The organism is Streptomyces griseobrunneus (assembly GCF_046713465.1).
Taxonomy (GTDB): domain Bacteria; phylum Actinomycetota; class Actinomycetes; order Streptomycetales; family Streptomycetaceae; genus Streptomyces; species Streptomyces microflavus.
In genome coordinates this window covers 520,845-533,020 of sequence record NZ_CP177080.1, presented here as the reverse complement: position 1 = coordinate 533,020, position 12,176 = coordinate 520,845, and the positions used below count along the sequence as shown (strand labels likewise).

The 12,176-nt window shown below is 69.6% G+C and carries 7 protein-coding genes and 1 riboswitch; of the genes, 3 read left to right on the top strand and 4 right to left on the bottom strand.

Features of this window, described 5'->3' with window-relative positions; all coding sequences use genetic code 11:
* A complete protein-coding gene (locus ACK8N7_RS02590) occupies positions 1 to 2,613 on the top strand; it encodes a SpoIIE family protein phosphatase (protein ID WP_403219326.1) in 2,613 nt (870 codons plus the stop codon).
* A gap of 40 nt (positions 2,614 to 2,653) precedes the next feature.
* On the opposite strand, the gene ACK8N7_RS02585 is transcribed toward ACK8N7_RS02590, so the two are convergent.
* Positions 2,654 to 4,045: an FAD-dependent oxidoreductase gene (locus ACK8N7_RS02585; RefSeq protein WP_403219323.1), complete on the bottom strand. Its 1,392-nt coding sequence runs from the start codon at positions 4,043 to 4,045 to the stop codon at positions 2,654 to 2,656.
* Positions 4,046 to 4,529: 484 nt separating this feature from the next.
* A riboswitch (cyclic di-AMP (ydaO/yuaA leader) is annotated at positions 4,530 to 4,684 on the top strand.
* 3 nt (positions 4,685 to 4,687) lie between these two features.
* Between ACK8N7_RS02585 and ACK8N7_RS02580 the strand changes: the two genes are divergently transcribed.
* Together ACK8N7_RS02580 and ACK8N7_RS02575 are read left to right on the top strand one after the other, a co-directional pair.
* Complete coding sequence (locus tag ACK8N7_RS02580) at positions 4,688 to 5,536, top strand: transglycosylase SLT domain-containing protein (RefSeq protein WP_403219322.1); 849 nt, start codon at positions 4,688 to 4,690, stop codon at positions 5,534 to 5,536.
* A 158-nt stretch (positions 5,537 to 5,694) separates the two neighbouring features.
* On the top strand, positions 5,695 to 7,338 hold the full coding sequence (locus ACK8N7_RS02575) for a GMC oxidoreductase (RefSeq protein WP_500440689.1): 1,644 nt from the start codon (positions 5,695 to 5,697) through the stop codon (positions 7,336 to 7,338).
* Between the two features lie 86 nt (positions 7,339 to 7,424).
* Here the strand turns inward: ACK8N7_RS02575 and ACK8N7_RS02570 are convergent, their stop codons facing one another.
* From ACK8N7_RS02570 to ACK8N7_RS02560, 3 genes are all read right to left on the bottom strand, one after another.
* Complete coding sequence (locus ACK8N7_RS02570; protein WP_015613067.1) at positions 7,425 to 7,904, bottom strand: carboxymuconolactone decarboxylase family protein; 480 nt, start codon at positions 7,902 to 7,904, stop codon at positions 7,425 to 7,427.
* On the bottom strand, positions 7,901 to 8,980 hold the full coding sequence (locus tag ACK8N7_RS02565) for an NAD(P)H-dependent amine dehydrogenase family protein (RefSeq protein ID WP_403219317.1): 1,080 nt from the start codon (positions 8,978 to 8,980) through the stop codon (positions 7,901 to 7,903). Before ACK8N7_RS02565 ends, ACK8N7_RS02570 begins: the two co-directional genes overlap by 4 nt.
* 122 nt (positions 8,981 to 9,102) lie before the next feature.
* Positions 9,103 to 12,054 (bottom strand): CARDB domain-containing protein, encoded by a 2,952-nt coding sequence (locus ACK8N7_RS02560; RefSeq protein ID WP_500440687.1) that lies wholly within the window; start codon positions 12,052 to 12,054, stop codon positions 9,103 to 9,105.
* Between the last annotated feature and the right edge of the window lie 122 nt (positions 12,055 to 12,176).

The following is a 12,176-nucleotide window of genomic DNA, read 5'->3' as shown; positions in this document are numbered from 1 at the left end:
GTGACCCGGCACGATGCGACCCGGCCCACCCCGCCCCCCGGAAGCGGGGCCGCGGCCGGGCAAGACGACGGCGGCGGCCGAGTACCGGACGAACTGTCCCTCGTACTCGCGCAGGGGGTCGTCAGCGCCGTCGAGTCGGTCGGAGGATACGCCGGAGGCATCTACCTCCGCTCCGGGACGCCCGGACTGCTGCGTCTCGCCGTGCTCGCCGGGCTGCCCGGTCCGCTGTTCCGCCCCTGGTGGCGGATGCACGTGAACCGGCCGTTCCCCGTCTCCGAGGCCTACCGCACCGGGCGGCCCGTGCTGCTCGCCGACGCCGAGGAGGCCATGCGGCGGTTTCCGCAGCTGATGGCGGGGCTGCCGTTCCCGTTCGGCTCGCTGTGGGTCCCGGTCATCGGCTCGCGGGGCTCCATGGGCGTCCTGGCCGTCCTGCGGTCCGCAACCCCGGGCGAGCCGGTCGCCCCCGCCGACGGGGAGCGGCTGCTCCTGCTGGGCCGCCGGCTCGGGGCCGCGCTCGCCGATCTGGAGTCGCGCTCCCTCCCCGTCGTCTGGGAGCGGGAGCCGATCCCCGTCCAGCTGCCTGCCGCCCCCGCGCCCCCGGTGCGGGTCGGCAGCTTCGACTGGGACCTGCACTCCGGGACACTCACCGCGGACGACGACCTGTGCGCGATCTTCGGCACCGAGCCGGCGGAGTTCCCCGGCACCGTCGACGCCCTCGCCGAACGCCTCGTACCGGAGGACGTGTACGGGCTGTGGGCGCTGGCCCGGCAGGCGGTCGAATCCGCCGACCCGGTGGTCCGCCGGATGCGGCTGCGCGGCCCCGACGGCCGGTATCACCTGCTGGAGCTCTCCGGCCGCTGGACCCACCCGGACGGTGAGGGCAGCGAGAGCCGTCTGAGCGGTTTCGTGGTCGACTTCGGCGCTGGACCCGTCATCGCGGAGGCGGCGGACCGGCTGCCCCGGGGGATCGTCTCGCTGGACCGGATCGGCCGCATCACCTACGCCAACGCGCTCGCGGAGGAGCTGCTGGACCGCCCGCGGGCGGAGCTGGTCGGCCATGTCGTGTGGGAGGTCCTGCCGTGGTTCGGGCACCCGGCGTACGAGGACCACTACCGGGCCGCCCTGATCTCCGACGAACCCGTCCACTTCCTCGCCCGGCGGGCCCCGTCCGTCTGGCTCTCGGTCTCGCTGTACCCGGGCCACGACGGGCTGAGCGCGGTGTTCCAGGCCACGGAACAGCCGGCCTACGCGCCCGGCTCCGTCACCTCGCCGGGCCTGGGCATCGGATCCACCGCCGACCGGTCCTCCGCGCTCTACCGCCCGGTGGCCCTGGCGATCGCGCTCACCGAGGCCGTGACGGCCCGTCAGGTCTCCGCCGTCGTCACCGAGGAGCTGCTGCCCGCGTTCGGCGGCCGGCAGCTCGCCATCTACCTACTGAGCGAGCGTCACCTCCACCTCGCCTGGGAGACCGGGTTCCCCCAGGGGTTCCTCGACCGCTTCGACGGGGTCGGACTCGACGTCTCCATCCCCGGCGTGGAGACCTTGACCACCGGCCGGCCCATCTTCTTCGAGTCGATGCAGCACCTGGCCGACGCCTATCCGGGCATCCCGATGGAGACCGACGTCGGGGCGCGGGCGTTCCTGCCGCTGATCGCCTCGGGGCGGCCCGTCGGCTCGTGCATCCTCGGCTTCGACCGGCCCAGGGGGTTCAGCCCGGAGGAGCGCACCGTCCTGACCGCCCTGGCCGGGCTCATCGCCCAGGCCCTGCAACGCGCCCAGCGGTACGACAGCGAATCGGCGCTCGCCCGGGGGCTGCAGGACGCCCTGCTGCCGCACCGGCTGCCGGAGGTCGACGGGGTCGACACCCTCGGGCGCTATCTCTCCGGCACCCAGGACATGGAGGTGGGCGGCGACTGGTACGACGTCATCGAGACCGGCCACGAACTCGCCCTGATCATCGGCGACGTCCAGGGGCACGGCGTCGCCGCCGCCGCGACCATGGGGCAACTGCGCAGTGCGGTGAGGGCGTTCGCCCTCAGCAACCACGACCCGCAGGAGGTGATGAGCGGCACGAACCGGCTGCTCATCGATCTCGACCCGGGACAGTTCGCCAGCTGCTGCTACATCGCCCTCGACCCGCTGACGGGACGGGCCCGTGCAGTACGGGCGGGCCACCCGCAGCCGTTGCTGCGGCACCCCGACGGCCGGACCGAGGTGCTGGACCTGGCCGGCGGCATCGTGCTGGGCATCGACGGGCAGGCGACCTACCCGGTCACGGAGCTGCGGCTCGACCCGGGCGCCATGCTGGCGCTGTTCACCGACGGGCTCATCGAACGCCCCGGAACCGATATCGACGAGGGCATCGAACGGCTGCGCGCCACCATCGCCGGGATCGGCTCGGTCCCGCTGGCCGAGACGGCGGACCGGGTGATCGAGGAGGCCAGGCAGGCCACGGACCGCCCCGACGACATCGCGATCCTGCTCGCGGACCGCTGGACGCACATCCCGGAGAAGCTGCCGCCGCCGTCCCGTGACACTGCTCCGCCGGGCCTGTGGCGGACGTTCCGCGGACCGGGCCCGGGCGGCACGACGAGTGCCCCGGACCCGGCCTGACGGGTGACGGTCCTGATCCGGCCCCGGGAGGCCGTTCGGATCAGGCCTCGTAGGGCCGTTCGGCCGGGACGAAGGCGCCGGAGGCGTCCAGCATGCCCTCGCGCTCCACGACCTTGATCCGCTCACGGCCCTGTGCGGCACCGAGCGCCTGCTCGTGGGCGTCCAGCTTGTGCCAGCCCTCCCACGTCGTGTACCGGACGTTCCGGCCTTCCAGGAAGGCCTCGACGGCCTCCGGAGCCGGGGTCGCGGGCTCGGCCAGACGGCCGGCGGCGCGGTCCTCCAGCACGCAGGCGACCGTCTCGTTCGCGTCGCCCTTGGTGTGTCCGATCAGACCGATCGGGCCGCGCTTGATCCAGCCCGTGACGTAGACCGAGGCCATGTGCTCGTCACCGGCGATGACGCGTCCCGCCTCGTGCGGGACGGTGCCGGAGGCCACGTCGAAGGGGAGCTTGGGCAGCTCCTCCGAGTAGTAGCCCACGGCGCGGTAGACGCTCTGCATGTCCCAGTCGGTGAACCGGCCGGTGCCCCGGACGTTGCCGGTGCCGTCCAGCTCGGTGCGCTCGGTGCGCAGCGCGGTGACCTTGCCGTCCTCGCCGAGGATCTCGACCGGGGACTCGAAGAAGTGCAGGTAGAGCTTGTGCGGGCGGTCGCCGACATCGCGGATCGCCCAGTTCTCCAGGGTCTGCGCGACCATGTTGGTCTGCTTGTTCTCCCGCCGGGTGGCGATGGAGCCCTCGTCGTACTCGATGTCCTCGGGGTTGACGATGACCTCGATGTTGGGGGAGTGGTCCAGCTCCCGCAGCTCCATCGGGCTGAACTTGGCCTGCGCCGGGCCACGCCGCCCGAACACATGCACCTCCAGCGCCTTGTTCGCCTTGAGGCCCTGGTACACGTTGTCCGGGATCTCGGTCGGCAGCAGCTCGTCCGCCGTCTTGGCCAGGACCCGGGCCACGTCCAGCGCCACGTTGCCGACGCCGAGGACGGCGACCTTCTCCGCCGTGAGCGGCCAGGTGCGCGGGACCTCGGGGTGGCCGTCGTACCAGGAGACGAACTCGGCCGCGCCGTAGGAGCCGTCCAGCTCGATGCCCGGGATGTCGAGCGCCCGGTCCGCCTCCGCGCCTGTGGAGAAGATCACCGCGTCGTAGAAGGACCGCAGGTCGTCCAGGCCGATGTCGTGCGGGTAGCTCACGTTCCCGAAGAGCCGGATCTGCGGCTTGTCCAGCACCTGGTGCAGCGCCTTGACGATGCCCTTGATCCGGGGGTGGTCGGGGGCCACGCCGTAACGGATCAGCCCGAAGGGTGCGGGCATGCGCTCGAACAGGTCGATGGAGACCCCCGGGTCCTGGCAGACCTCGGATTTGAGCAGCGCGTCCGCAGCGTAGATACCGGCAGGGCCGGCTCCGACAATGGCGACGCGGACGGGGCGTGTCATGGCGTGGTGATCCTTAAGGCGGGCGAACGCGGGCAGGTAACAGCGTACGTCGGAGGTAAGGGTTGGCTTACTAGTCTCCACCACACACCGTAAGCCCTGGCCGCGCGAGGACTCCGACCCGGCCTACGGAGCCGCCCGATAAGTCCGTTTCTCCAGGGCGGTATGGGCGATTTCAGTCTTTTAACCCTCTATTCCTTAAAGGACCTATTGGGGCTCTTGGGTAACTTTGACCGCGCCTGTTTCGGCCGCCTCCGCGCGAAGTGGTGAGCGTCACGTCCGAGGGCGCGGACGTGGATCCGGAGGGTTCGGTTCCCTTCTGCGCGAAGAAAGTTGACACCGCGACGGAACGGGCGCGGCCGGGAATTCATGAATTCGATCTTGCGGAGAAAGGTCATCCGGAATTCGGGGCTTGTTCTGTCCGATGCTTTTCGCCTACGGTCACGCTCAATCCGGATGGAACGCCGAATCCTGCCGCCGTCCGGGAAACCGAAACCCACCCACGCACGGCAGGAGCGGGGGAACCAGGTAAGCCGCCGGTCCGGTATCCGGAACGGCTAGGGGTGAAGTCGCAGTCCATGCGGCCAGACATCTCCCGTCTGAACCCGACAGCTCACCTCGTAGGCGCCGGAGAGGAAATTCCCCATGCCCGCACAGGGTAAGCACCGCCGTACCAAGTCCGTCTCGCTGAGCCGTGGCATCGCCGCCCTGACCACGGGTGGAGCCGTTCTGGCCCTCCCGGTGCTCGGCGCCACCACCGCTTCCGCCGCCCCCGCGCACTCCGTCGCCGCGGAAAAGGCGGTGGCTCCGGCCTCCGTGACCGCCCAGGTGAATTCCGTGACGAAGGCCGCGCCCGCCAAGCATTCCGTGGTGGCCGGTGAGACGCTTTCCAAGATCGCCCGTGAGTATTCCGTCAGCGGCGGCTGGAAGAAGCTGTACGAAGGCAACCGGAAGGCCGTCGGCGAGAACCCGAACCTTATTCACCCGGGTATCACGCTGACCATCGGCGCCAAGGCTGCCGCCCCGTCAGGCGCCAAGGCCGGCAAGGCCGCCAAGGCCGCAGCCCCGTCCGCCGGCCGCGCCGCGACGGCGGAGCGCGCCGATCGCTCCGAGCGCACCGCCGCCGCCCCCGTGGCCCAGGCCGCCCCGGCCGCCGCCGCTCCCGCCACCTACTCGAACGATCTGGATGGCTGGATCAAGGAGTCGCTGGCGATCATGGCCGAGCGCGGCATCCCCGGCAGCTATGAGGGCATCCACCGCAACATCATTCGCGAGTCCTCGGGCAACCCGAACGCGATCAACAACTGGGACTCCAACGCGGTCAAGGGCACCCCGTCCAAGGGGCTGCTCCAGGTCATCGACCCGACGTTCCAGGCGTACCACGTGCCCGGCACCTCGACCGACAGCTATGACCCGGTCGCCAACATCACCGCCGCGTGCAACTACGCGGCGGACCGGTACGGCTCGATCGACAACGTCTTCGGCGCCTACTGATCCCTGGAAGCGCCAGGCGCGCATCAGCCCGAGGGGCCCCGGACCGCATGGTCCGGGGCCCCTCGGGCTTGCCGGGAAGTTACCCCCAAGTTTCTAATGACTTACCACGCGATCGACAGTAGAACCTGTTTCACTCTGTCGAGAGTGAGGGATGTCACATGAACGACACTAACCTGCATGAAGGCGCATCCAAGGGCGTCTCCCGTCGAAGATTCATCACAGGAACAGGTTCTCTTCTCGGGGTCGCGGCACTCGCCGGACCCACCACACCCGTCTGGGCCGCGCCCCGGGTGGCAGCAGCCCCGATCGGCTCCGGCGCCCATGTGCCGGTGCTGATCATCGGCACCGGGTACGGCGGCTCCGTGGCCGCACTCCGGCTCGCCCAGGCCGGCACGGACGTGCACATGGTCGAGATGGGCATGGCCTGGGACACCCCCGGCTCGGACGGCAAGATCTTCGCCAACACCACCAAGCCGGACGACCGCTCCTTCTGGCTGCGCACCAAAACCAAGCAGCCGCTCAGCAACTTCCTCGGCTTCCCGATCGACAAGAACGTCAACCGCTACACCGGGATCCTGGACGCCGAGGAGTTCGCCGGCATCACCGTCTACCAGGGGCGCGGTGTCGGGGGCGGCTCGCTGGTCAACGGCGGTATGGCTGTCACGCCCAAGCGGGAGAACTTCGCCGCCATCCTCCCGTCGGTGAACGCCGCCGAGATGTACAGCACGTACTACCCGCGCGCCAACGCCGACCTCGGGGTCACCACCATCGACCCCGCCTGGTTCGACTCCGTCGACTGCTACCAGTACGCCCGCGTCGGCCGGAAGCACGCGCAGCGCTCCGGCTTCCCGTTCCTCTTCGTGCCCGCCGTGTACGACTGGGACTACATGAAGCAGGAGGCGGCCGGGACCGTACCCAAGTCCGCGCTGGACGCCGAGATCCTCTACGGCAACAACTACGGCAAGAAGTCGCTCCAGAAGACCTACATCGACCGGATCAAGGCCACCGGCCGGGTCACCATCTCCCCGCTCCACAAGGTCACCACGGTCACCCCGGCCCCCGGCGGCGGCTACACGGTCCTCATCGACCAGCTGAACACCGTCGGCCAGACCACCGTCACCAAGACCGTCAGGGCGGACAAGGTCTTCTTCGCCGCGGGCAGCGTCGGCACCAGCAAGCTGCTCGTCGGCCTCAAGGCGACCGGCGCGCTGCCGCTCCTCAACAGCGAGGTCGGCAAGGGCTGGGGCGACAACGGCAACGTCATGTGCGGCCGGGCCAACCACCTCTGGGACCCGACGGGGAAGGTGCAGTCGTCCATCCCCACCGGCGGCATCGACAACTGGGACGCCGGCGGAGCGTTCGCCGAAGTCGCTCCGCTGCCCACCGGCATCGAGACCTGGGCCTCGTTCTACCTCTCCATCACCAAGAACCCCAACCGGGGCCAGTTCACCTGGAACGCGGCGGCGGGGAAGGCGGAGCTGAACTGGCAGACGGCGTGGAAGCAGCCGTCCATCGACGCCGCCAGGACCATCTTCGACAAGATCAACCAGAAGGAGGGGACGATCTACCGCACGGACCTCTTCGGGGTCTACAAGATCTGGGGCGACCACCTCACCTACCACCCGCTGGGCGGCGCCGTGCTGAACAAGGCCACCGACAACTACGGTCGGCTGCACGGCTACCCGGGGCTGTACGTCATCGACGGCGCGCTGATCCCCGGCAACACCAGCGTCAACCCGTTCGTGACGATCACCGCGCTCGCCGAGCGCAACATCGAGCGGATCATCGCCACCGACCTGTAGTCCGGCCGGCAGGCGGCGGGACATACGGAGAGCCCGAGGCCGGGAGTGCCAACCCGGCGGCCCCGGGCTCCGTCAATTGGGTGCGGCTAATGACCCGGCAGGACGCAGACCGCGTCGATCCCCAGCACATGGTTGAGCCGCCCGAAAGCCAGCCAGGAGCCGATGCTCATGGACAGCTCCACGATCTCCACCTGGCTGTAGTGCGCGGTCATCCGCTTCCAGAACGCGTCGTCGAGCCCGTGGTGGTCCAGCGCGTACCGCTCCGCGTACTCCGCCGCGAGACGGGTCCGTTCGTCGAAGGCGTCCGTCGTACGCCACTCGGTCACCGCCCCGGCGAACTCCTCCTCGACCTTCGCCCCGTCCCGCTCGGTCCGCCAGTCCAGGCAGAACAGGCATCCGTTGATCTGCGCGATCCTCAGCCGTGCCGCCTCGAACTCCCGCAGGCCCAGCGTCGTGTGCTCGTACACGGACATCGAGAACGTGGCGGCGGCCATGCCGATGCCGGGGACCATCTCCCCCCACACGTAACCGATGGGCTCCTGGCCCTCCGGAATGTCGATGATCATGTGGTTCTCCTTCCCAGCCTGCCGACCGCAGGCCGCAGCGGGACGTCGAGTGCGTCGTACAGGCCCGGTTTCGCGTCCACCAGCCAGTCGATGGCCGAGACGAGCCGCCCGACCGCCGTCGCGTTGCCGCCCGCCGACCGGTTCTCGCCCTCGTCGGAGGCCTCGACCGTCACCTCGATACGGGGGCGGCCCTCGATCACCACCCGGTGGGCGCCCACGCCGTCGGGCGGGGTGGGCCAGTCCGGTGCGCACGAGGGATGGATACGGGTGATGTGCTCGATCACGATGCGGGGCTCCCCGGCCACGATGCCCTGCACCTCGAACCGCACCGCGCCCTGGGTGCCCGCCGCGAACTCGCCCATCGTGCGGGTGCGTACCGTCGTCTCCAGCGCCCGGCGGTCGAGCGTCTCGCGGATCTCGTCCAGTTCGACGCCCAGCGCCCGTGCCATAAGGCGTATCTGACCGCCCCACACCATCGTCGGAACGCTCTCCGCCAGCATCAGCGGCTGGTAGTCCAACGGGTGCCCCATGCCGATCAGGTGGCGTACCGAATCCTCCTGCTCGTACGTGGAGTAGTCGAAGATCTCCTGGCAGCGGATCACGTCCACCTCGGTGCCCAGACCGCTGACCAGCAGCGGCAGGACGTCGTTGCCCCAGCCGGGGTCGACCCCGGAGACGAAGAGGGAGCCGCCGCCCTCCGCGACGGCGGCCAGGACGGGATCCCGCAGCTCCGGCGGGGCGTTGCGCTGATCGTAGAGGGGATAGAGGGAGGGCGTGACGACCACCGCTCCGGCCCGGATCGCCCGTCCGATGTCGGCCAGCGCGTCGTCGGGGCGGATGTCGCCGGATGCCGAGTAGACCACCGCGCGGGGGCGGCCGGCCAGCACGGCGGTGATGTCGTCGGTGGCCGTGACCCCGAGCGTGCGTCCGACCCCGCCGAGATCGCCGGCGTCGCGGCCGGTCTTCGCGGGATCGTGGACGAGGACGGCGGTGAGTGTCAGTGCCGGATGGGCCTCGACGGCGCGGATCGCCGCGCGGCCGACGTTGCCGGTACCCCAGACAACCGTGGGAATCATGCGCGGAGGGTAGCGGCCGGACCGTGTACTTCCCAGAGCCGCGGCGGGGCCATTTCGGCCGGGGAACACGGGTGTTCCCGGGCCGGCGTTGATCCGCCGGCCCGGGAACCGTGAAGCGGGGACTACTGCTCGGCGCGTGCGCTGCTCGGGCTGCCGGTGATCGTGAACTGCGAGCCGGGCTCGATCAGTACATGGCCGTCGCGCGAGTTGGTGATCGTCACGTTGCTCAGCGTCGCGTTGCCGCGGGCACCGCCCATCGCGAGGATGCCGGAACCGTTGTTGGACTTGTCGATCCGGACGTTCTCGATCTTGACGTCCTGCATCACGCCGCCACCCGTCTTGAACTGGATGCCGTCGTAGGTGGAGTCGATGATGTCGGTGTCACGGATCGTGACGCCGGGGATGGGCAGGTTCTGCGGGAAGAGGGTGATCGCGCCGAACTCCTGGTCCTCGTTCCAGAAGGCGCCGCCGGTGCGGTACAGGGCGTTGTTGGCGATCAGCGTCTGCCCGGAGAAGGGCAGCGGGTCGTGGTCGGTCGCCAGCATGATGGCCGGGTAGTTCATGGTGTCGGAGATGATGTTGTTCTCGATCTTGTTGCCGTAACCGCCGTAGATCGCGATGCCGTTGGCGCGCCAGGGCAGCTGGATGGTGTTGTTGCGGAAGCTGTTGTCGTGGCCGATGTCCACGGACTGGTCCTTGACGTACTTGCTGGACCAGACCGCGAGCGCGTCGTCCCCGGTGTTGCGGAAGGACGAGTTGTAGACCGTGGAGTTGCGGGTTCCGTTGGCGAAGTTGATGCCGTCGGCGTAGGTGTTGCGGATCCGCATGCCGGTGAACTCGACGCCGTCACCCGGGCCCCAGAGGGCCGGGATGTTGTCGAAGTCGCGGCCCGCCCAGACACCCACGTTGGCGTGCTCGATCCAGACGTTGCTGATCTTCGTGTCCTTGCCGAAGCGGCCGTTCAGCGCGACGCCGCCCTCGTGGTTGCCGTCACCGCCGCGGATGGTGCCGGAGCCGAAGATCGCGATGTCGGAGATCTTCGTGTTGTCGTCGATGTCGAAGCCGAAGTTGCCCTCGTGCGGGTGGTTGATCCCGCCCGCCTCGTGCGGCGGGGTCAGCGTGTAGAGCTGGGAGTGCCACATGCCCGCGCCCCGGATCGTCACGTCCGAGATGCCCACCTGGTTCCACTGACCCCGGTTCAGCGGGTCGTCGGTGAGGATCTTCTGCTCCTGGCGCCACTGGCCGGCCGGGATCCAGACGCAGCCGATCTCGCCGTTCTGGTTCGCCGTCACCGCGCGCTGGATCGCGGCGGTGTCGTCGATGCCGTCGTTGGCCACCGCGCCGTACGTGGTGATGGAGACACAGCCCGACGGCTGGGACGAGGGCGCCGCCACCTGCTCCAGGTCGATCAGGTCGATGATGTAGAAGGAGGCGTTGTCGCCCGAGTCCCGCTGGAGACGGAACTTGGTGCCCGCCGGGTAGGTCTGGGCGAGCAGTGCGTGCGACTCGTCGAACAGCCGCCGCGCGTCGCCGCCCGGCGTGTTGGTGAGACCCTCCGGGCTGTCGGTGTTCCCGTACAGCCAGCTGTGCTTGGAGGAGAGGTCGAGCTTGCGGACGAACTGGCCGTTGGCGTAGAGGCTGATGGTCGCCTCGCGGCCGCCACCGCCCGCCGCGTCCGGGATGGAGTTGCGTACGACGATCGAGTTCGACGCGTTGGTCGAGGTGAACTCCACGAACTCACCGGTGGAGTTCAGCCGGACCGACTTGCGGCCGGAGGACTCCGTGGCGAAGTTGGTGTGGCCGAAGGTCCGCTCGGCGTCCGACGTGAGCAGCGTGCCCTGGTACGCGGCGTCCTCCGCCTCGTACTCCGTGTACGGCACGGCGGCGCCGCGTCCGACGACGATGGAGCGGGCGAGGACGTTGTTGGTCTCGTTGGTCTCCGCGACCTGGTTCGTCGCGTCAGCCGTGGCGGTCAGCGTGGCTCCGCCGCTCGCGGCCGTCCAGCTGCCGCTGATGGCGACGTTGACCGTGGAGCCGGCCGGGATCGCCGGGGTCGTGCCGTTGAGGGTGGTGGAGCCCACCGTCAGCCGGGTGACGGTGCCCGCGCTCACCGCGCTGGTGCCGCGGTTGTGTACGGCCACGGTGAAACTGACCGCCGCGCCGACGGCCGGGTTGGACGGGCTGGAGGTGATGGAGCGGACCTCCAGGTCGGGGCCGGGGCTCTGGCCGACCACCAGCGGGGAGGCGGTGGTGCGGCTGTTGTTGGTGTTGTCCGACTCGATGATCGTGTCGGTCGGGTCCACCAGCGCCGAGACGGTGTACGAGCCCTGCGGGCGCTTGCCGACCTGGACCGAGACGGGAGCCGAGGCCCCCGCGGCGAGCGGGCCGACCGGGGCGCTGCCCACGACGACGCCGCCCAGGCTCACATTGACGGTGGTCGCGGCGGAGGGGGCGGTACCGATGTTGCGGACAGTCCCCTGGAGCGTGATGGTGTCCGTCTCGGACGGAGCCGACGGGCTCCAGGAGAGGGCGCTCACGGTCAGGTCCGGGTTGGGCGCCGGAGTCCCGAGGACCTGGATCTCGGCGACCTGGGCCCCGGGCGCCCCGGTGTTGGAGAAGAACTGCAGCTGGAGGTCGGCGACCCGGCCGCTGACCGGGACCGTCACCGTGTTCTGGTTGGTGGCCGGGTTGAACACATAGCCGGCGCGGGCCTTGAGCGAGGTGAAGCTGGTGCCGCTCTGGGTCCGGCCGAGCACCTGGAGGTCCTGGGTCCTGGTCCCCCAGATCGGGTCGGGGTTCAGCTTGATCACCACGGACTGGAGGTCCGCGTCGGCGCCCAGCTTCACCGTGAGGTTCGAGGGGTGCCCGTTCGACTCCCAGTAGGTGTTCACCTGGCCGTCGTTGGCGTTGACGACGGGGAAGCCGCCGTGCGATCCGCTGGCGGTGACGCTCTTGCCCCGGGCCAGGTCGGTCGGCTCAGCCGCCGCCGCCGAGACGGGCAGGAGGCCGACGGTGACCAGCCCGGCTATGAGCAGGCCGGTGATCGATCTTTCGGTGAGTCGTTTCCATCTCATGCTGTCCTCTGCTTCCACAGGGCGACGGGGGAGGGGGAGGCGTCGTGCTGCCGGGGGAGCACGTGGTGTTCATCGTTATTTGAGTCATGCAGTCAATCTTTTGCGAACTGCGGTTCATAGAT

Bases quoted from the DNA above. Each gene is read 5' to 3' on its own strand.
- ACK8N7_RS02585 (WP_403219323.1), bottom strand. From the start codon at position 4,045: ATGACACGCCCCGTCCGCGTCGCCATTGTCGGAGCCGGCCCTGCCGGT.
- ACK8N7_RS02565 (WP_403219317.1), bottom strand. From the start codon at position 8,980: ATGATTCCCACGGTTGTCTGGGGTACCGGCAACGTCGGCCGCGCGGCG.
- ACK8N7_RS02570 (WP_015613067.1), bottom strand. From the start codon at position 7,904: ATGATCATCGACATTCCGGAGGGCCAGGAGCCCATCGGTTACGTGTGG.
- ACK8N7_RS02575 (WP_500440689.1), top strand. From the start codon at position 5,695: ATGAACGACACTAACCTGCATGAAGGCGCATCCAAGGGCGTCTCCCGT.
- ACK8N7_RS02560 (WP_500440687.1), bottom strand. From the start codon at position 12,054: ATGAGATGGAAACGACTCACCGAAAGATCGATCACCGGCCTGCTCATA.
- ACK8N7_RS02580 (WP_403219322.1), top strand. From the start codon at position 4,688: ATGCCCGCACAGGGTAAGCACCGCCGTACCAAGTCCGTCTCGCTGAGC.